Origin of the sequence: Curtobacterium sp. ME12 (assembly GCF_903970855.1) — a bacterium.
Lineage (GTDB): Bacteria > Actinomycetota > Actinomycetes > Actinomycetales > Microbacteriaceae > Curtobacterium > Curtobacterium poinsettiae_A.
Genome location: NZ_CAJCKD010000043.1, coordinates 1 through 17,936, shown reverse-complemented (window position 1 = coordinate 17,936; position 17,936 = coordinate 1). Strand labels below are relative to the sequence as shown.

The window sequence follows — 17,936 nt, the reverse complement described above, 5'->3', positions numbered from 1 at the left end:
CAGGTGGCCACGTTCGCGGTCAGGCGGTCGCGACCCGACGCGGGAGCAGCAGGTTGCACACCGCGGCGACCACGACGATCGCGGCGGAGACCGCCGGCAGCAGCATCGCGGCGGCGGTGCCGTGGTGCTCGGCGACGTCACCGGTGACGGCGGACGCGATCGACTGGCCGACGATGACGGCGGACCCGAGGATCGTCATGGTGGTGGCGGAGCGGCCGACGGGTGACCGGTCCGAGCCGAGGCTGTACTGGGCGACCAGGGTCGGGCCGATCCCGATGCCCATGATCGCGAGGACGACGCCCGCGGCGACGACGGAGTCGGCGCTGGCGAACGCGATCGCACCGCCGAGGAGCACGACACCGAACACGAGCCAGCGCCAGCCGAGGCCGAAGGCACGGGGGAACGCCGCCGACCCGAGTGCCAAGCCGGCGGACCCGATGCCCATCAGGCCGTAGAGCAGGCCGGCCTGCGAGGCCTCGCCGTGGGTCTCCATGAACGCCGTCAGCGAGGTGAGCGTCGAGCCGAAGAACAGGCCGATGCCGAGGATGCCGACGACCACGACGACCAGTCGGGGACGCAGGAGCTGCCGGACGGGGGCCTGCGTGTGCTCCGCGTGCTGGCCGACCACGAGCTTGCCGGTCGGGTGCAGCGCGAACGCGGTGACGAACACGAACGTCAGGACCGAGGCCCCGGCGACGGCCACCCACGGGGCGATCGCGCTGGCGAGGATGCCGACCAGGAACGGGCCGATGATGAACACGGTCTCGTCGGCGGCGGACTCGTAGGCCATGGTGCCGCTGAGGGTCTTCTCGCGCCGCGCCGGGGCCATGCGCTGCCGGATGATCGCGACGAGCCGGGTGCGGGACATCGGGGCGACCTGCGGGGCCGAGGCGCCGATGCAGAACGCGACCGCGAGGACGGCCAGGTCGGGCGCGGTGCCGCTGACGACGAACGGGAAGAGCCCGAGCAGCGCCGCGTTCACCAGGCCGACGGGCACGAGCACCGCGCGCTGTCCGAAGCGGTCCGCGGCGGCGCCGACCATCGGGCCGAAGATCGCGGAGCCGATGCCGACGGCGGCGGAGTTGACGCCGCCGAGGGCGACGGAGTCACGGGCGGCGACGACGAGGGTCAGGACGCCGACCACCATCATCGCGAACGGGAGCCGGGCGATGAACGCCACGGGGAAGTACCAGCGTCCGGCGAGGGAGACGAGCGAGCGGTCCGGAGCGGGCGGGGCGTCGGTGGGACGGGTCTGGAGCATCGGGGTTGTGCCTTCTCGGCCCGCCCGGTTCGGTGGCGGCGGACCCATCGGGTGCCGCCGTTGTCCGCCGGGATGCCGGCGGCCGGTAGATACACACTGCGTGTTGTCGAACGCTGTCGATGGTACCAACCGGACACCGCGCACCGGAGGAGTTCGCTCCGGGCGCCGTCCCGCCGGTCACGACACCCCGTCGGCCGTCCGCGGTGCGGTCGAAGACCGACGCCTGCGGCGCCGCCAGCCGACGGTTCGTGACCAGTTGGCGGGTGACCGGCGACGTGTCGTGACCAGCCGGCGCGGGCCGGCCACGCGACGCGACGTGACGGGACGACGGACGGGAGGCGCGTGGCGGGGTGCCCCGTGCCTCCCGGCCGCCGCGCCGCGCGCCCAGGGCCCCGCACCGGTCACGACACCCCGTCGGCCGTGCGCGGTGCGGTCGCAGACCGTCGCCTGCGGCGCCGCCAGCCGACAGTTCGTGACCGGACGGCATGCGACCGGCGACGTGTCGTGACCGGTCGGCGCAACCCGCAGAGCGACGAGATGCGACCGGCCGAGGGACTGATCCGGCATGGCGCTCGGGTCAGGAGACCTCGCCCGCGCGGGCTCCCGCCCACAGGTCGACGTCGGTGATGCCGACCGAGTGCTCGTCGATGACGCGGAGCTCCTCGTCGGTGAACGACGTGTTCGACAGCGCGGCGACGTTGTCCTCGAGCTGCGACACCCGCGAGGCACCGATCACGAGCGAGGTCACCCGCTCGTCGCGGAGCGCCCAGGCGAGGGCGAGCTGCGCGAGGGACTGCCCGCGGGCGGCCGCGACGTCGTTCAGGGCGCGGAGGTGCTCGACGACCTCGGGCGTGATGCTCGACGCGTCGAGGGACTTGCCCGCTGCCGCACGGGAGTCCTCGGGCACACCGTTCAGGTACTTGCCGGTCAGCAGCCCCTGCGCCAGGGCGGTGAAGCCGATCACGCCGAAGCCGAGCTCGCCGGCGGTGTCGAGCAGCCCCTCGGTCTCGATCCAGCGGTTGAGCATCGAGTACGAGGGCTGGTGGATCAGGAGCGGGGTGCCGAGGTCGCGGAGGATCTCGGCTGCCTGCCGACTGCGCTCGGCGTCGTACGACGAGATCCCGACGTACAGCGCCTTGCCCTGCTGGACCGCGGTGTGCAGGGCGCCCATCGTCTCCTCGAGCGGGGTCGAGGCGTCGAGGCGGTGCGAGTAGAAGACGTCGACGTAGTCCAGGCCCGTGCGCTGCAGCGACTGGTCGAGCGAGGCGAGCACGTACTTGCGCGAGCCACCGCCCTGCCCGTACGGCCCCGGCCACATGTCCCAGCCGGCCTTCGTCGAGATGACCATCTCGTCGCGGTAGGGCCGGAAGTCCTCGCGCATCAGGCGGCCGAAGTTCACCTCGGCGGCACCGTACGGCGGGCCGTAGTTGTTCGCGAGGTCGTGGTGGGTGATCCCGAGGTCGAACGCCCGGCGGCTGATGGCGCGCTGGTTCTCGAAGGGCATGTCGTCCCCGAAGTTGTGCCAGTACCCCAGGGAGAGCAGCGGCAGGTCGAGGCCCGAGTGGCCGGTCCGGCGGTACGTCATCGAGTCGTAGCGGTCGTCACTGGCGATGTAGGTCATGGGACGAGCCTGGCACTCGTTCGGGCTCGGGCCTCGCATGCTTCGCTTCGCGGACCCATGATGGGTGCACGAGACCACGAGGAGACGACGATGGCACGGACGACGAAGACCGAGACCACCTTCACCGACGAGGAGCGGGCGGCGATGCAGGAGCACGCCGCAGAGGTCAAGCGGGCCCGCGGCACGAAGGGCACCAAGGCCGAGAAGGCGGCGGCCGACGCCGCTGCGGTCGAGGCGAAGATCGCCGAGATGCCCCAGCCGGACCGCGGCCTGGCGGAGCGCATCCACCGCATCGCGCTCGAGGTCGCGCCGGAGCTCGCGCCGAAGCTCTGATACGGCATGCCCGCCTACGCGCGGGACGGCAAGGCGGTGTTCTTCTTCCAGGATGCTGCGAAGTTCAAGGCCCGGTACGCGACACTCGGGTTCCAGGACTCGGCCGCGCTCGACGACGGCACGTTCTGGCCGACGTCGTGGGCGATCAGTCCCGAGTTCTCCGAGGCCGACGAGGCACGGGTGGCTGACCTGATCCGTCGCGCGGTCGGCTGACGGTGCTCGGGCTGGGCGCCGCTCCCGTCTTCGCCCTGCTGTTCCTGGTGCTGTACGTCCTGGGGCGGCGACGGGACCCGCGGATGCTCCGCAACGGGGTGTTCCTGACAGCGGCCGTGCTGTTCGGGCTCGCGACGGTCGTGGCCGTGCTGACCAGGGTGGTCCCCGGGTTCAGCCTGCTCGTCGCCGTGGTGCTGCTGCTCGTGCCGCTCGCCGTGGTTGTGCTCGGCGTCGCCCTGGTCGCGAACGGCCTGCAGATGCTCCGCGCCGAGGGACGCAGCGTCGGCAACCTGCTGTCGCTCGCTGCCGGCGCGGCGGTGTTCGTGCTGCCGGCGATCGCCATCGCCCTGCTCGTCTCGGGCAGTGGCGAGGGCTTCACGCTGTGGGACGGCACGAAGATCGCGATCGCGGTCCTGATGGTGTTCGTCTGCGGGTACTTCGCGCTGTCGCTGGTCGCGTTCGCCCTGTACTCCGTGGTCTACGGGCGGACCCGGCACGGCATCGTCCCCGACACGATCGTGGTCCTCGGCTCCGGGCTCGTGCACGGCGAGGTCCCGCCCCTGCTGCAGAGCCGGCTCGACCGAGCCCTCGGCGTCTACCGGGCCGAACGGGCGGCCGGACGCCGCCCGCTCCTCGTGCCGTCCGGCGGACAGGGCGACGACGAACCCCGCCCCGAGGGCACCGCGATGGCCGAGTACCTGGTGGCGCACGGTGCCGACCCGGACGACGTCGTGGCGGAGACCGCGTCGCGGAACACCCGCGAGAACCTCCGGTTCTCGCGGGACGTGCAGACGGCCGCCGGCCGGGACGGCCAGATGGTCGTGGTCACGAACAACTACCACGTGTTGCGGGCGGCGACCCTGTCCCGTCGCCTCGGCCTACCGGCCCAGGTCGTCGGCGCGCGCACGGCGGCGTACTACGTCCCGAGTGCGTTCCTGCGGGAGTTCGCCGCGGTCATCGTCGAGCACCGCTGGCTGAACGTCGTCGCCTGCACGCCGTTCGTGCTGTTCACGGGGTTCCTGCTCTGGGAGTCGTTCCAGCAGTAGGATCTCCACCATGGTCGAGATCCCGGCGCCGCGGCCGACCGATCTGCTGCCCATCGGCGAGATCGTCCGCCGTACCGGCGTCGCCGCCTCGGCCCTGCACTTCTACGAGCGCAAGGGCCTGATCCACCCGGAGCGCACCGACGGCGGCACGCGGATGTACCCGCGGCACGTCGAGCGGCGGATCGCCATCATCCAGGTGGCCAAACGCCTCGGCATCCCGCTCAGCGAGGTCGCCGAGCAGTTCGAGGCGCTGCCCGCCGACCGCATGCCGTCGCTGCGCGACTGGAACCGGTTGAACGAGCGGTGGCGAGCACGACTGCGGGCCCGCCAGCTCGAGCTGGAGCGCCTGCAGCAGGAGATGACGCAGTGCATCGGCTGCGGATGCGTCTCGCTCGGAGCGTGCTCGGTCGTGAACCCGGGTGACGCCCTCGGCGACGAGGGGCACGGCGCGCGTCGCCTGCTGCCGATCGAGGACGATGCCGCAGCCGACGACTCCGCCGCCACCGCTGCCGACACCCCCGCCACCACCGCTGCAGACGCCCCCGCCGCCGCCACCGCCGAGGAAGCCGTCGCCTAGCCCGCGCGCAGTCCGTCGTCGATCCGCTGCAGCAGCTCCAGCGCCTCGACCGCGCCCCGCTCGTCGCCACCGAGGGCCGTACGGAGCTTGCCGGACCAGTGCCGGTACAGACGGTCGACGCTCTCCTGGGCCAGGGCGGTCGAGTGCAGCTGCACGGTCCGGGCGTCCGCCGGGTCCTGGCGCCGCTCGACCATGCCCTTCGCCACGAGCGACCGGAGTGCGACGCTGAGGTTGCTGCGCTGCAGGGCGGTCGCCTCGGCGGTGGCACTGGGCGAGGTGCCCGGGTTGCGGTTGATCCAGCGCATCACGAGCGCCTCGGTGCCGGTGAGCGGCACGATGTCGAGGGTCTCCGAGCCGTGCGGGTCGATGTCGCGCGCGATCCGGAGCAGGACGTCCGCGAACTCGGCGAGGACGTGGTCGGACACGGCGGAGTGCATGTCCGTACTGTACCGATCTCCGGCGATGAGTTATGCTTTCATAACAATGACCACGGACACCGGAACCATCCACGCGACGATCGCGACACCCACGACCAAGCAGCAGGGCATCACGACCGCGCTGCTCCTGGTGCTCGGCCTGCTCAGCGCCGTCGCCCCCTTCGCCACCGACCTGTACCTGCCGGCGTTCCCGCAGATGACGATCGAGCTCGGGGCGAGCGCCACCGCCGTCCAGCTCACCCTGACCGCGTTCCTGGTGGGCGTGACCGCGGGCCAGCTCGTGTTCGGTCCGCTGTCCGACCGGTTCGGCCGCGTGCCGCCGCTCATCGCCGGTGCCGCGGTGTGCGTGCTCGCCAGCATCGCCGCGGTGCTCGCGCCGAACATCGGCGTGCTCATCGCGGCCCGCCTGCTGCAGGGCCTCGGCGGTGCGGCCGGCATGGTGATCAGCCGTGCGGTCATCTCCGACCTGGCGACCGGCAAGTCCGCCGCCCGCGCGTTCTCGCTCATGATGATCGTCGGCGGGGTCGCCCCGGTCGTCGCACCGCTGCTCGGCGGCCTGCTCACCGGCCCGATCGGTTGGCGCGGCCTGCTCTCGATCGTCCTCGGCCTGTCGGTCGTCATGCTCATCGCGGTCCTCGCCGTGATCCGCGAGACCCACCTGAAGGAACACCGCGACGCGCTGCGTGCGGAACGCCGTGGCTCCGGCTCGGCGCTCCGCGCCCTGCGCTCCCGCACGTTCCTCGGGTACACCGCCGTGTTCGGCTTCGCGTTCGCCGTGATGATGGCCTACATCTCCGCGTCGCCGTTCCTGTACCAGGACATGATCGGCTTCGGCACGGTCGGCTACGGCCTGGCCTTCGGGCTGAACGCCCTGGCGCTGATGGGCGTCAGCATCCTGTCCGCCAAGCTCACCGCGACCCGTTCGGTCACCGGCGTGCTGTCGCTCGGCATCGTGCTGGTGCTCGCGTCGACCGTCGCGTTCGCGCTGCTCGTCGTCTCCGGGGCGCCGGTCATCTGGCTCGCCGTGCCGCTGTTCACCGCGGTGGGCTCGCTCGGTCTGGTGCTCGGCAACGCCACGGCGCTCGCCCTCGGTGCCGTGCCGTCAGCTGCCGGCAGCGCCTCGGCCGTGCTCGGTGCCCTGCAGTTCGGACTCGCGGCGCTCGTGTCCCCGCTCGTCAGCATCGGCGGCTCGGACACCGCGGCGCCGCTGGCGATCGTGATGCTCGCCGCCGCCGTGGTGGCCGTCGTGGCGCTGCTCGCGGCGCGGGGCCGGACCAGCACGCTCCGCTGACCTGGCAGGACACCGCCCGCTGACGCGGAACGACACCATCGGCGCACGACATCGACAGTGTCGTTCCGCGTCGACCAGACCACCCGCGACCACCCGGCCCGGCAGCGCCCGGCAGCGCCGGCGTCAGCCCCGCCCCGGCCGTAGGAACGGCACCCGCGGCATGAGCCAGTCGACCCACACCACCCGCACCCCCGGCGCCACGGCCAGTGCCCACAGGATCGAGGCGGCGGCGTCGGTCGGGTAGTGGACCGCGTCGATCGACACCGCGAAGAAGACGATCACGATGGCCACGACCCCGAGCGTCAGGGCGAGCCGGTGCCACCGGGTCTCGCGGAGCAGCCAGATCAGGGCGACGACGAACGCCGTGATGTAGACCGTGTGCCCGCTCGGGTACCCGGGGTCCGGCTGCACGGGGAACGGGTGCGGCAGCACGGCGACGTCGGGGCGGGCGCGGTGCACGATCTCCTTGACGATCGCGGACGGCACCCACGTGATCGCGATGGTGCCGCCGAACGCCAGGGCCGGGCGCAGGTCCCGCGTTCGCCACCAGATCACGGCGACGACGACGACCGTGATCCCGATCGCCGGCGCCGGGCTGATCACGTGGTAGACCGCGGTGCTGAACGCCCCGACGAACCCGGTGTGCAGCGCGTTCAGGGCCTTGGACAGGCCGAGGTCGACGGTGCCGAGCGTGAACCCGACGATGGTGATGACGACGACCGCGATGACGGCGATCGCCACCGAGACCAGCGGGTACGGCGAGGGCTCGAGGATCCCGTACGCGGCGGGCTCCCGTCGGCGGGGACGGAGGAGCGGCGCGGCGTCGGTCATCCTGCCATCGTCGCAGCACGACCCGGGCATCAGGGCGCGAGTGGGACGCGCGATGCTCCGAAAGCGTTCAGCGCAGCGGTCGCGAGTAGACAGGACGCATGCCAACCGTTGCCGAGAACATCGTCGCCACCCTCCGCGCCAACGACGTCCACCGGGTCTACGGCCTGCCCGGGGACTCCCTGAACGGCTTCACCGACGCCCTGCGCAAGGACGGGACGATGCGGTGGGAGCACGTCCGTCACGAAGAGGCGGCCGCGTTCGCCGCCAGCGCCGAGGCCGCCCTGACCGGTGACCTGGCCGTCTGCGCCGGCAGCTGCGGCCCCGGCAACCTGCACCTGGTCAACGGCCTGTACGACGCGAACCGTTCGCGGGTGCCGGTGCTGGCGATCGCCGCCCACATCCCCACGGCGGAGATCGGCTCCGGCTACTTCCAGGAGACGCACCCGCAGGAGCTGTTCCGCGAGTGCTCCGTCTACGTCGAGTACGTCGCCGACCCGGTGCAGATGCCCCGCCTGCTCGAGATCGCGATGCGTGAGGCGATCGAGAAGCGCGGCGTCGCGGTCCTCGTGATCCCCGGCGACGTGCTGCTCGCCGAGGCGAAGGACGACCGCGTCACCCGCATCGAGCGGGCCACCCCGCGCATCGTGCCGAGCGAGGCCGAGCTGCAGCGCACCGCCGACCTGTTGAACGGTGCTGACCGGATCACCATCCTGGCCGGAGCCGGCGTCGCGGACGCCCACGACGAGGTCGTCGCCCTGGCCGAGCGGTTGCAGGCCCCGATCGTGCACGCGCTGCGCGGCAAGGAGTACATCGAGTACGACAACCCCTACGACGTCGGCATGACGGGACTGCTCGGCTTCTCGTCCGGGTACCGCGCCATGGAGGACGCCGACGTCGTGCTCATGCTCGGCACGGACTTCCCGTACCAGCAGTTCTTCCCCGCCGAGGCGAAGCACGTGCAGGTCGACATCCGCGGTTCGCAGCTCGGCCGGCGGCACCCCGTCGACATCGGGCTGGTCGGCACCGTCAAGGACACCGCCCTCGCACTCATCCCGCTGCTGACCGGCTCGCACCCGGCGAAGCACCTCGAGGACTCGCTCAAGCACTACCGGAAGACCCGCGAGAAGCTCGACGACCTGGCCGTTCCGGCCGGCCCGAAGAAGCCGCTGCACCCGCAGTACGTCGCCCGGGTGCTCGACCGGCTCGCCGCCGAGGACGCCGTCTTCATCCCCGACGTCGGCTCGCCCGTCGTGTGGGCCTCGCGCTACCTCACGATGAACGGCAAGCGCCGCCTGATCGGCTCGTTCGTGCACGGCACGATGGCGAACGCCGTCCCGCAGGCGATCGGTGCGCAGACCGCGTTCCCGGACCGGCAGGTGATCGCCCTGGCCGGCGACGGCGGCCTGACGATGCTCCTCGGTGAGCTCATCACGATCGTGCAGAACAAGCTGCCGGTGAAGATCGTCGTGTTCGACAACTCGTCGCTCAACTTCGTCGAACTCGAGATGAAGGCCGCCGGCTTCGTGAACTACGGCACCGAGCTGCAGAACCCGGACTTCGCCGCCGTCGCCGAGGCGATCGGCATCAAGGGGTTCCACGTCGACGTGTCCGACGACTTCGAGGACGCCATGGCCGCCGCGCTCGCGCACGACGGTCCCGCGCTCGTGTCGGTCCGCGCGAACCGCCAGGAACTCTCCATGCCCCCGGCGGTCACCCTCGAGCAGGCGAAGGGCTTCACGCTCTACGCCATCCGCACGGTGCTGTCGGGTCGCGGTGACGAGCTGCTGGACCTCGCGTCGACCAACGCGCGCCAGCTGCTGTAGACGCGACCGGAGGACGGCCTGGAGGCCCGTGGCAACGCCGCCACGGGCCTCCAGGCCGTCACGGCGTCACCACCCGAGCGGCTGGCCGTCCTCCAGGAAGACGCCGGTGGGGCCCTCCGGGCCCGCGCTCGCGGCGGCCGCGATCGTCGCGGCGCTGACCTCGACGGGGCGACCGTGCGGGTTCGGCATGCCCCCGAACTCGGTGGCCGTGTAACCGGGCTCGATCGCGACGAAGTGCACCTCGGGCGCGATCTTCGCGTACTGCACCGTCAGCATCGAGACGGCCGCCTTGGAGGCGCCGTAGACCACGGCCGGCACGGTGAACGCGGGCTTCGACGGGTCGTGGGTGGCGGTGAACGAGCCGAGCGCACTCGACAGGTTCACCACGATCGGGTTCGCGGAGCGACGCAGGAGCGGCAGCGCGGCCTCGGTCGCGCGGATCGTGCCGACGGCGTTCGTGTCGAACACGTCGAGCGCCTGGGGGCCGTCCTGCCCCCACACGGCGATGCCGGCGTTGTTCACGAGGACGTCGAGGCCGCCGTTCGCGTCGACGTGGGCGAAGGCCGCGGCGACCGAGTCGTCGTCGCGGACGTCGAGCTGGACCGAGCGGGCGCCGATCTCGGCGGCGACCGCGGCGCCCTGGTCGGCGTCGCGGGCTCCGATCCACACGGTGTGGCCCGCCTCGACGAGCTGACGGGCGGTTTCCTTGCCGAGGCCGCGGGTGGCCCCGGTGATGAGTGTCGTTGTCATGGGTCCAGCGTCGTGCTCGGCGGCGACCGCAGGGAGTCGACCCGTTGTCGTAGGACCGGCAGGGCCAGGACCGGGTCGCTCGTCGCGCGCAGACTGGGGACATGGCGGACACGGACTTCGGGCACACCCTGCGGCGGCTGCGCGACCACGTCTCCCCCGAGGCGGTGGGCGTGGTCGTCGGGCCGCGTCGGCGTGCGGCCGGTCTGCGGCGAGAGGAGCTGGCCGGCCTCGCGGGGATCTCGGCCGACTACCTGACCCGGCTCGAGCAGGGGCGGGCGACCTCGCCGTCCGCCCAGGTCGTCGAGGCGCTCGCGCGGGCGCTGCGGGTCGTCGATGCCGACCGCGAGCTGCTCTACCGGCTCGCCGGGCACGCGGTCCCCGGCGCCGACGTGGTGCCGTCGCGGATCCCGCCGAGCGTGCAGCGGCTGCTCGACCGCCTGGCGGACACCCCCGTCGCGGTGCTCGACGCCGCGGGGAACCTGCTCGTCGCCAACGCCCCGTACGACGCCCTGATGGGGCCGATCGGGGCACTGCGCGGGAACGACCGGAACACCGCGTGGCGGCACCTGGTCGGTTCGGGCAGCCGCGCCGTGCACAGTCCGGAGGAGCAGGCCGCGTTCGAGGCGAACCTGGTGGCCGGGCTCCGGATGACCGCTGCCCGGTACCCCCTCGACCGGCAGCTGCAGCAGCTCGTGCGGGACCTCCGGGCCGCGAGCCCGCGGTTCGTCGAGCTGTGGGACTCCGGCGCGACGACCCTGGGCGAGACGGCCCGCCGCAAGGTGATCGACCACCCGGACGTCGGGCTCATCACGCTCGACTGCGACACCCTGGTCGTCGGACCGGAGGACCTGCGGATCCTGGCGTACACGGCCGAGCCCGGGTCGGTGGACGCGGAGCGGCTGGCCCTGGCGATCGTGGTGGGGACGCAGTCGTTGGTGGAGTGACGCGAGGGGCGGGGGCGCTCTGGTTGTGCGCGGCTCAGTGTTTGTGCACGCTTCAGCACCGGCCAGCCGCGGTCGTTCGCTGCGAGCCCGCCTGAACCCTTCGGAGAAGGCCCACAGGTCGCGTCCTTCGCCCTTGTCCGGCCCGGACGTCGTCCATAGGCTCCCGCTGTCAGACGATCGTCTGACTCCAGAACGGGACGAGGACGGGCATGAACGACGACACGCAGGTCAGCATGAACCGGGTGCACTGGGACGGTGGCGTGCCGCGCAGTGCGGTGGACGCACTCCTGCACGACGGCGGACTGGCGGTGGTCCCGACCAAGGTCGGCTACATCCTGATGACCTCGGACCGCGCGGGTCTGGAGCGCAAGTTCGACGCGAAGGAACGCAACCGGAACAAGCCGGGCGTCGTGCTCGTGAGTTCGCTCGAGATGCTCCGGAGCATCGCGCAGCTCACCCCCGAGATCGACGACCTGTACCAGCGGTGCTGGGACGAGGACGTCCTGCTCGGGTGCATCCTTCCCTGGAGCGCGGAGGGGCGAGCGGCGCTGCCGGCGGACGGCTCCGACGAACTCATGATGGACACCCGTGGCACGTCCTGCTTCGTCATCAAGTTCGGCGTCCCCGGTGAGCTCGCCGCCCGCGAACTCTGGACCGAGCACGGCAAGTTCGCCTTCGCGAGCTCGGCCAACCCGTCCGGTACCGGCAACCGTGGCGTGGTGGACGGCATCGGCGAGCGCATCGCCGAGCGCGCCGACGTGATCGTCGAGGCGGACGACTACGTCGCGTCCATCCAGCCGGAGCAGACCGCCGAGACCCGCTACGAGCAGGGCGTCATGGTGTCGATGGTCGACGACACCGGAGCCCTGATCCCGCTGCAGGACGGACGCCGATCGGTCGTCCCCGCACCGACGCTCATCCGCAAGGGCCTCGACGTCGACCGGATCATGGGGCTGCTCGCGGACACGTTCACGAGCTGGGACTACCGGCAGGGTGAGTACTACTGAGCCCGCACGAGCGGACTTCCGTGGGCCGGAACCGCCTGTCGCGTGAGGACGCCGCAAGCCGCATCACCGCGTTCGTGTACGGCAACATCGTGATCCTCGGGACGATCGCGCCGATGGTCCCGGACACCGCCGAGAGTGGTCGGGGGCTCTGGTACGTGCTCGCCACCGCGTTCTCGACCTTCCTCGCACACACCTTCGCCGAGTCGGTCGGCCGACGTGCGCGCAGCGATCACCGCCTCACCGCGGAGACCGTCCGCGCCGAGGTGCGAGATTCGCTGCCCGTCCTCACCTCCGGGCTCCTCCCGGCTGCCGTCCTCGCCTACGCCTGGCTGACCGGGACGTCCGGGCTCGCGGCCGAGATCATCGCGATCGGGTACCTCGTGGTCCGGCTCGCCCTCCTCGGGCCCGTCGTGGCCAGGCTCCGCGGGGAGAAGCCGTCCCCGCGGACGTTCGTGGCCGGCCTCGTCCTCGCGCTCGTCGGTGTCGGCATCGCCCTGGTGAAAGCGGGTCCCGGCTTCTGAGGCGAGCGTGCACGGGAGCACGGGGTACGGGAGCCTCGACACCTCGCGCCGTCACGTGGCCTGTCCGTCGGCGACGGCCGCGACGGCTTCGATCTCGACCAGCTGGTCGTCGTAGCCGAGCACCGTGACCCCGAGCAGGGTGCTCGGCACGTCGTGCGCGCCGAAGGCATCGCGCACCACCTGCCATGCGGTGACGAGGTCGGCCTGCTGCGAGGACGCCACGAGCACCCGGGTGCTCACGACGTCCTCGATGGACGCTCCTGCAGCACGCAGCGCCTCCTGCATCGTCTCGATGCACCTGACCGCCTGGCCCGCGTAGTCACCCACCGCCACAGTCGAGCCGTCCGGGGCGAGCGGGCAGGCCCCGGCGAGGAACACGAGCCGCGTTCCAGCCGGCACGGTGGATGCGTACGCGTACTGCGCCGCGTCGCTCAGGACGTCGGATCGAATGAGACGGACAGCGCTGGCCATGCCGGTCATCCTGCCAGCAGCGGCGTTCACCCCTCACCAGCGTCAGGCGCAGTACTCGTACGGCAACATCGCGACCGGCCCCACCCAGATCGCACCCACGGTGGTGCCGTCCGTCCCGAGCTGGAACGTCATGAAGCGTCCGTCGGCCTGCACGCTCCACATCGAGTACGGCCCCTGCTCCTCACCGTAGGTGCCGGTGTACCGCAGGTCCGGGTACGCGGAGCGCACCTCGGTCAGGGGCGCTCCGATGCCGATCCCGGCGTCGGTCTCGGGCGAGTTCGTCGTCACCGGGTCCGGCCCCAGCCCACCGATGGTCACCCCGGCGACCTTGCCGGCGCGCGGGATGACGATGAGGCCGGGAGCGTCGGACCGCTCCCAGAAGGTCGTCTCCGGACTGGCCGGGCACGCATCCGTACTCCGCGTGTAGGCAGCTGTCAGGTCGTCGATCTCGCCCTGCACCGGACCACCGAGGGCGATCGGCCCGACCTCGTCGGTCGAGATGGTCCACGTCGCAGGGTCCGACAGGCTGAAGGCCGTGTCCGTCGTGGTCGGGGTCGCAGCGGGGGTCGGGGTGTCGGAGTCAGACGGCGTCTCCGGGGTCGCAGTCGCAGTCACGGTCCGGGTCGGCGTCGCAGCCGGCGAGCCGGAACAGGCGGTCAGCGCCATCGCTGCGACGAGCCCGAGGGTCACCCCAGCGGTCCGGGCCGCACCGTTCACGCGGCCCCCGCCGAACTCCGCGGCTTCCGATCCGGCGGGAGCTGGGGGCCGGGCTGCCGAACGGTCCTCCAGCTGCCGATCCGCGGGTCGAGCCGGACGGCGTCCCCGCATTCGTCGCAGTGCGCCGCTCCCGCCTCGCCGAGCAGGATCTTCGCGTCGTCGTGGACGAACGGGTCCGGGTTGCCGGGCATCGTCTGTTTCCCTCCGTCGGCGGATGTCGAACGGCCCCCGCCCGCAGGCGGGGACCCGACCGGCGCGGGCTCCGGAGAGCCGCAGCGCCGGCCGGTCGCCCCCGCGCCGTTGCGATGGCCGGTCCACCGTACGTCGAGCCTCCACGAGGGACGGAACCCCTCGTCCGCCATCGCAACCAGAGCGTTACACAGCTTCCGACGCAGCGATCAGTCGGCGTCCTCGACGTCGAACACGACGACCCGCGCACTCGCCGCACCGATGAACTCGGCCACCGGCCGGTGCTCCGGGTGCGGCAGGTACCCGGCGAGCGCGGCACGATCGCGGAACCGGACGACGAGCATCCAGTGGAACCCGCCCTCCAGCCCCTCGGTGCTCACGCTCGTGCCGGACTGCACCGACTCGACCCCCTCGATCCGTGGCAGGTGCGCACGCGACAGGGCGGAGGCCTCGGACGACCGGTCCTCCCCGTCCCACTCGACCAGCACGGTGTGCGTCACTCCGGACACGTGGTCCCCTTCCTCGAATGCAAGAACGCCAGAACCCCAGAGCGTCGGATCAGAACGCCGGCGTCCCACCGGCGATCGTGATGGTCGACCCGGACTGGTAGCTCGACTCCGGGCTGACCAGGTGCACGTAGGCGGCACCGAGTTCGGCGGGCTGACCCGGACGGCCGAACGGCGAGCTCTCACCGAAGTGCGACACCGTCTCGGCATCGTCGGAACCCGGCTGCAGCGGCGTCCACACCGGCCCCGGCGCCACGGAGTTCACGCGGATGCCCTTCGGCGCGAGCTGCTGCGCGACGGCCTCGGTGAAGAGCTTGATCGCACCCTTCGACACGGCGTAGTCGATCTTGTCCGGCGAGGGCGTCGACGCCTGGATCGAACCGGTCGTCACGATCGTCGATCCGGGCTCGAGGTGCGGCACGGCGGCCTTCGTCAGCCAGAACAGCGAGTAGATGTTGGTCTTGAAGGTGGAGTCGAACATCGACGTGTCGAGCGTCAGGATGTCCTCGTTGCTGTCCATGCGGCCGGCGACCATGACGAGCGTGTCGAGACCGCCGAGCTCGTCGACGCCCTTCTGCACCAGGTCGATGCAGTACTGCTCGTCGGCGATGTCACCGGGGAACAGCACGGCGCGACGACCCTCGGACTCGAGCAGGTCGCGAACCTGCTCGGCGTCCTCCTGCTCGTCGGGCAAGTAGGACAGCACCAGGTCGGCGCCCTCGCGCGACAGCGCGATCGCGGCGGCACGGCCGATGCCGGAGTCGGCACCGGTGACGATGCCGCGGAAGCCCTTCAGCCGACCGAGACCGACGTAGCTCTCCTCGCCGTGGTCGGGCTTCGGGTCCATCTTCCACGCGGCACCCGGCAGCGACTGCTCCTGCTTCGGGTACGGCGGGGCCGGGTAGAGGGTGTTCGGATCGCGCTTCTCGTACTGGCTCATGGCCCCACTGTCGTCGTCGCGCCCGCACGGGCGCTCAGCTGGTGGGTGACGGACGCTGAACAGGCGAGCACCGCCCTGCAGGTGGACGGGACGGACTGGAGGCGCGGTGCGGGCCCGAACCGCGCCTCCTGTCCGTCACCTGGTTCAGACGCCGGCCGTGGTCCGGATCCAGGACGAGGCCTGCGACAGCAGGGCGTAGTTCGAGCCGGCCTTGGTGTTCGCGCCGGGGTCGGCGCTGTCGCCTGTGGAGCAGACGGCGACGACCTTGCCGTTCACGAGCAGCGGGCCGCCCGAGTCACCGTGGTTCGATGCACCGGTCACGCCGGTGAGGTGCTGGGCACGACCGCCGAAGGCGTCGGTGCTCGCGCCGGTGAGCGAGACGGTGGCCTGGTACAGGCCGTCGGACTGGGTCGCGTTCGCACGCAGGCCGTAGCCCTGGATGGTGCCGGTGCCGCTCGGCTTGGCCGTCGCGGTGAGGTCGAGGGGCGCGTAGGTGGACAGCGAGTACGCGGTCCGCAGGTGCACGAGCGCGATGTCACCCGCCGGCGAGGCGCTGACGCGGTCGACGGCGACGGCCGTGCCACGGTTGACGGTGGAGTTGGAGTGGTAGACGTTCATCGCGCCGATGCCGTCGATGCAGTGCCGGGCGGTCAGGATCCACGAGGCGTTGAGCTGCTCGCCGGTGCAGTTGCTGACGTAGCCGGAGGGGATGCTGCCGCCGGAGGCTTCGAGCTGCACCGCCCACGAGGTGGTGGGGGCCTTCTCGCCGCCGACGACCTTCGTGCTGACGGGCAGCGCGGAGGCGGGCGAAGCGGCGAACACGCCGGCGGTGATGACGGCGACCGCGGCGAACGCGGCTGCGATGGACTTCTTCATGACGACTCCTCTGTCGGTGAAGCACCTGCCAGTTGCTCTGTGCAACTGATGCGTCATCCTGACCCCCGGTCGAGGGGTCGCACCAGTCCGCACTTCGACGGACGCGACGTGTGACCCCGTCGGGACGGGTCAGGCCGAGCCCCGCGGTCGCGACTCGGTGCGGAGCAGCAGTCCGTGGTGGTGCGTGGTGAGCGTCACCGCGACCACCTCGCCGAACGCATCGCCGTCGAGCTGCACGCGCTCCGGGGTGTCCACGGTCAGCCGCAGCGTTCGTGCCCGCGTGTACCGGAGCGCGCGTGAGGTCGGCAACACGCGAGCGAGGAGCCGTCCGAACCGGGTGCGCGCGAAGAAGCGGTTGAGCGTCAGCGCGTACCCGACCTTGGTCCAGCCGAGCCACCCGGTCGGCCGGAACGCCACGGCGTCGAGGATGCCGTCGTCCGGTCGGGCCGCGGGGAGCAGCAGGATGCCCGCGGTCAGGGTGCCGCAGTTCCCGACGATGATCGTGTGGGCGCTCATGCTGCGGAGCGGGCCGTCGTCGATCCCGTAGTGCACGGGGATCTGCCGGTTGCCGATCACGGACCGTGCGATGGGATCCGAGTAGGCGACCCATCCGAACCGCTTCTTCACCCACGCGTTCGTGTCCGCGGCCATGCTCGCATCGAGCCCGATGCCGGTCATCACCAGGAACGCATGCGACGTCGTGGTGCCCGCCGGGTCGGTCAGGTCGGCCAGTCCGACGTCGATCGGGCGGTCCGTCCCGCTGAAGCCCGCTCGGACCGAGCGCACCAGGTCGCCGAGGGGCAGACCGAGGTTCCGAGCGAACAGGTTGCCGGTGCCGCTGGGGACGAGCGCCACCGGCGTCCCGGTGCCGCGGAGCTCCGCGGCGACGACCCGGAGCGTGCCGTCACCACCCGCGACGAGGACGACGCTCGGGTGGGCGTCGCGCGCGGCCCGCGCAGCAGCACGCCCGTCGTCGTCGGCACTCGTCTCGAACCAGAGCGACTCGGCCCAACCGTGTGCGCGCTCTTCGTCGCCGAGCACCGCTCGGAGGCGGGCTTGTTCGATCTTGGTCGGGTTCACGACCACCGCCGCTCGGAGCTGCTGGGGTTCGTTCGGGAGGTTCGGCATGCGGTCGGTGCGGGGATTCCTGCTGGTGGTGCGCTTCGCCAGTGGCGGACTAGTTGGTCCGGCCCGCGTTGCGGGCCTTGTTGCCGCTTCGGCGGACGGCCCCGAAGACGATCGTGCCGAGCAGCAGGACGATGCCGATGACGCCGAGCCAGAACAGGCCCTTCAGGGCGAAGCCGACGATGGACAGGACTGCCCAGAGGACGACGAGGACGATGACGGTCTTCACGGTGGTGGTTCCTTCAGTGGGGTGTGGTGCGTGCGGGTGGGGTCGGGCGGGGTGGGCGTGTCAGTGGATCCGGAGCTCGGTCACCATGGGGCAGACGAAGGGGTCGCGGGCGGCGAGTCCGACGCGGTTGAGGTACCGGACGACGATGCCGTAGGAACGCAGCAACGTGGTCTCGGTGTACGGCACGTCGAGGGTGTCGCAGTGGTCACGCACCAGCAGGCGGGCCTG

At 71.6% G+C, this 17,936-nt stretch carries 21 protein-coding genes and 1 pseudogene; 9 read left to right on the top strand and 13 right to left on the bottom strand.

Features of this window, described 5'->3' with window-relative positions; all coding sequences use genetic code 11:
* Positions 1-19: 19 nt before the first annotated feature.
* Together H7A73_RS16095 and mgrA are read right to left on the bottom strand one after the other, a co-directional pair.
* Complete coding sequence (locus H7A73_RS16095; RefSeq protein ID WP_182066875.1) at positions 20-1,261, bottom strand: MFS transporter; 1,242 nt, start codon at positions 1,259-1,261, stop codon at positions 20-22.
* Between the two features lie 577 nt (positions 1,262-1,838).
* On the bottom strand, positions 1,839-2,882 hold the full coding sequence (gene mgrA, locus H7A73_RS16090; protein ID WP_182066874.1) for an L-glyceraldehyde 3-phosphate reductase: 1,044 nt from the start codon (positions 2,880-2,882) through the stop codon (positions 1,839-1,841).
* A 90-nt stretch (positions 2,883-2,972) separates the two neighbouring features.
* Here mgrA and H7A73_RS18225 point away from each other — a divergent pair, with 90 nt between their 5' ends.
* From H7A73_RS18225 to soxR, 4 genes are read left to right on the top strand one after another with little or no spacing between them, the layout of a single operon-like run.
* Positions 2,973-3,215, top strand: coding sequence for a hypothetical protein (locus tag H7A73_RS18225; RefSeq protein WP_310648868.1), 243 nt, complete (start codon positions 2,973-2,975; stop codon positions 3,213-3,215).
* Between the two features lie 6 nt (positions 3,216-3,221).
* Positions 3,222-3,428, top strand: a complete 207-nt coding sequence (locus tag H7A73_RS18220; RefSeq protein ID WP_310648867.1) for a hypothetical protein — start codon at positions 3,222-3,224, stop codon at positions 3,426-3,428.
* Positions 3,429-3,430: 2 nt separating this feature from the next.
* A complete protein-coding gene (locus tag H7A73_RS16080; protein ID WP_259362945.1) occupies positions 3,431-4,474 on the top strand; it encodes a YdcF family protein in 1,044 nt (347 codons plus the stop codon).
* A gap of 10 nt (positions 4,475-4,484) precedes the next feature.
* Positions 4,485-5,051 carry a redox-sensitive transcriptional activator SoxR gene (gene soxR, locus H7A73_RS16075; RefSeq protein ID WP_247737321.1) on the top strand — a complete coding sequence of 189 codons (567 nt, stop codon included), beginning with the start codon at positions 4,485-4,487 and terminating at the stop codon, positions 5,049-5,051.
* Here soxR and H7A73_RS16070 read toward each other — a convergent pair.
* Complete coding sequence (locus H7A73_RS16070; RefSeq protein ID WP_216852147.1) at positions 5,048-5,488, bottom strand: MarR family winged helix-turn-helix transcriptional regulator; 441 nt, start codon at positions 5,486-5,488, stop codon at positions 5,048-5,050. The two genes, soxR and H7A73_RS16070, sit on opposite strands and share 4 nt — an antisense overlap.
* Positions 5,489-5,534: 46 nt before the next feature.
* On the opposite strand from H7A73_RS16070, the gene H7A73_RS16065 reads away from it, so the two are divergent.
* A complete protein-coding gene (locus H7A73_RS16065; RefSeq protein ID WP_182066873.1) occupies positions 5,535-6,779 on the top strand; it encodes a multidrug effflux MFS transporter in 1,245 nt (414 codons plus the stop codon).
* A gap of 123 nt (positions 6,780-6,902) precedes the next feature.
* On the opposite strand, the gene H7A73_RS16060 is transcribed toward H7A73_RS16065, so the two are convergent.
* Positions 6,903-7,610 carry a phosphatase PAP2 family protein gene (locus tag H7A73_RS16060; RefSeq protein ID WP_182066872.1) on the bottom strand — a complete coding sequence of 236 codons (708 nt, stop codon included), beginning with the start codon at positions 7,608-7,610 and terminating at the stop codon, positions 6,903-6,905.
* A 98-nt stretch (positions 7,611-7,708) separates the two neighbouring features.
* Here H7A73_RS16060 and poxB point away from each other — a divergent pair, with 98 nt between their 5' ends.
* Complete coding sequence (poxB, locus tag H7A73_RS16055) at positions 7,709-9,433, top strand: ubiquinone-dependent pyruvate dehydrogenase (RefSeq protein ID WP_182066871.1); 1,725 nt, start codon at positions 7,709-7,711, stop codon at positions 9,431-9,433.
* 66 nt (positions 9,434-9,499) lie between these two features.
* On the opposite strand, the gene H7A73_RS16050 is transcribed toward poxB, so the two are convergent.
* Positions 9,500-10,183 carry an SDR family NAD(P)-dependent oxidoreductase gene (locus H7A73_RS16050; protein ID WP_182066870.1) on the bottom strand — a complete coding sequence of 228 codons (684 nt, stop codon included), beginning with the start codon at positions 10,181-10,183 and terminating at the stop codon, positions 9,500-9,502.
* Between the two features lie 101 nt (positions 10,184-10,284).
* Here H7A73_RS16050 and H7A73_RS16045 point away from each other — a divergent pair, with 101 nt between their 5' ends.
* The 3 genes from H7A73_RS16045 to H7A73_RS16035 all read left to right on the top strand — a co-directional run bounded on the left by H7A73_RS16045 (position 10,285) and on the right by H7A73_RS16035 (position 12,655).
* A complete protein-coding gene (locus tag H7A73_RS16045) occupies positions 10,285-11,127 on the top strand; it encodes a helix-turn-helix transcriptional regulator (protein ID WP_182066869.1) in 843 nt (280 codons plus the stop codon).
* A gap of 209 nt (positions 11,128-11,336) precedes the next feature.
* Positions 11,337-12,134 carry an L-threonylcarbamoyladenylate synthase gene (locus tag H7A73_RS16040; protein ID WP_182066868.1) on the top strand — a complete coding sequence of 266 codons (798 nt, stop codon included), beginning with the start codon at positions 11,337-11,339 and terminating at the stop codon, positions 12,132-12,134.
* 20 nt (positions 12,135-12,154) lie between these two features.
* A complete protein-coding gene (locus H7A73_RS16035; protein WP_259362944.1) occupies positions 12,155-12,655 on the top strand; it encodes a hypothetical protein in 501 nt (166 codons plus the stop codon).
* Positions 12,656-12,706: 51 nt separating this feature from the next.
* On the opposite strand, the gene H7A73_RS16030 is transcribed toward H7A73_RS16035, so the two are convergent.
* The 8 genes and pseudogenes from H7A73_RS16030 to H7A73_RS18165 form a co-directional block, all read right to left on the bottom strand.
* Positions 12,707-13,126, bottom strand: coding sequence for a Rid family hydrolase (locus H7A73_RS16030; RefSeq protein ID WP_182066867.1), 420 nt, complete (start codon positions 13,124-13,126; stop codon positions 12,707-12,709).
* A 42-nt stretch (positions 13,127-13,168) separates the two neighbouring features.
* Positions 13,169-13,741, bottom strand: a complete 573-nt coding sequence (locus H7A73_RS16025) for a hypothetical protein (protein WP_182066866.1) — start codon at positions 13,739-13,741, stop codon at positions 13,169-13,171.
* Between the two features lie 500 nt (positions 13,742-14,241).
* A complete protein-coding gene (locus H7A73_RS16020) occupies positions 14,242-14,541 on the bottom strand; it encodes a Dabb family protein (protein WP_182066865.1) in 300 nt (99 codons plus the stop codon).
* A 49-nt stretch (positions 14,542-14,590) separates the two neighbouring features.
* Positions 14,591-15,478: an SDR family oxidoreductase gene (locus tag H7A73_RS16015; RefSeq protein WP_182066864.1), complete on the bottom strand. Its 888-nt coding sequence runs from the start codon at positions 15,476-15,478 to the stop codon at positions 14,591-14,593.
* Between the two features lie 144 nt (positions 15,479-15,622).
* Positions 15,623-16,354, bottom strand: coding sequence for a S1 family peptidase (locus H7A73_RS16010; RefSeq protein WP_182066863.1), 732 nt, complete (start codon positions 16,352-16,354; stop codon positions 15,623-15,625).
* Positions 16,355-16,483: 129 nt separating this feature from the next.
* Positions 16,484-17,482 (bottom strand): diacylglycerol/lipid kinase family protein, encoded by a 999-nt coding sequence (locus H7A73_RS16005; protein WP_182066862.1) that lies wholly within the window; start codon positions 17,480-17,482, stop codon positions 16,484-16,486.
* Between the two features lie 49 nt (positions 17,483-17,531).
* Positions 17,532-17,708 (bottom strand): hypothetical protein, encoded by a 177-nt coding sequence (locus H7A73_RS16000; protein WP_182066861.1) that lies wholly within the window; start codon positions 17,706-17,708, stop codon positions 17,532-17,534.
* A 60-nt stretch (positions 17,709-17,768) separates the two neighbouring features.
* Positions 17,769-17,936 (bottom strand): annotated as a pseudogene (locus tag H7A73_RS18165) (acyl-CoA desaturase); the annotation flags it as partial.

Coding starts and splice junctions, on each gene's coding strand:
- poxB (WP_182066871.1), top strand. CDS start 7,709: ATGCCAACCGTTGCCGAGAACATCGTCGCCACCCTCCGCGCCAACGAC.
- H7A73_RS16040 (WP_182066868.1), top strand. CDS start 11,337: ATGAACGACGACACGCAGGTCAGCATGAACCGGGTGCACTGGGACGGT.
- H7A73_RS16070 (WP_216852147.1), bottom strand. CDS start 5,488: ATGCACTCCGCCGTGTCCGACCACGTCCTCGCCGAGTTCGCGGACGTC.
- H7A73_RS16050 (WP_182066870.1), bottom strand. CDS start 10,183: ATGACAACGACACTCATCACCGGGGCCACCCGCGGCCTCGGCAAGGAA.
- H7A73_RS16005 (WP_182066862.1), bottom strand. CDS start 17,482: ATGCCGAACCTCCCGAACGAACCCCAGCAGCTCCGAGCGGCGGTGGTC.
- H7A73_RS16060 (WP_182066872.1), bottom strand. CDS start 7,610: ATGACCGACGCCGCGCCGCTCCTCCGTCCCCGCCGACGGGAGCCCGCC.
- H7A73_RS16010 (WP_182066863.1), bottom strand. CDS start 16,354: ATGAAGAAGTCCATCGCAGCCGCGTTCGCCGCGGTCGCCGTCATCACC.
- soxR (WP_247737321.1), top strand. CDS start 4,485: ATGGTCGAGATCCCGGCGCCGCGGCCGACCGATCTGCTGCCCATCGGC.
- mgrA (WP_182066874.1), bottom strand. CDS start 2,882: ATGACCTACATCGCCAGTGACGACCGCTACGACTCGATGACGTACCGC.
- H7A73_RS16030 (WP_182066867.1), bottom strand. CDS start 13,126: ATGGCCAGCGCTGTCCGTCTCATTCGATCCGACGTCCTGAGCGACGCG.
- H7A73_RS16015 (WP_182066864.1), bottom strand. CDS start 15,478: ATGAGCCAGTACGAGAAGCGCGATCCGAACACCCTCTACCCGGCCCCG.
- H7A73_RS18220 (WP_310648867.1), top strand. CDS start 3,222: ATGCCCGCCTACGCGCGGGACGGCAAGGCGGTGTTCTTCTTCCAGGAT.
- H7A73_RS18225 (WP_310648868.1), top strand. CDS start 2,973: ATGGCACGGACGACGAAGACCGAGACCACCTTCACCGACGAGGAGCGG.
- H7A73_RS16045 (WP_182066869.1), top strand. CDS start 10,285: ATGGCGGACACGGACTTCGGGCACACCCTGCGGCGGCTGCGCGACCAC.
- H7A73_RS16065 (WP_182066873.1), top strand. CDS start 5,535: ATGACCACGGACACCGGAACCATCCACGCGACGATCGCGACACCCACG.
- H7A73_RS16095 (WP_182066875.1), bottom strand. CDS start 1,261: ATGCTCCAGACCCGTCCCACCGACGCCCCGCCCGCTCCGGACCGCTCG.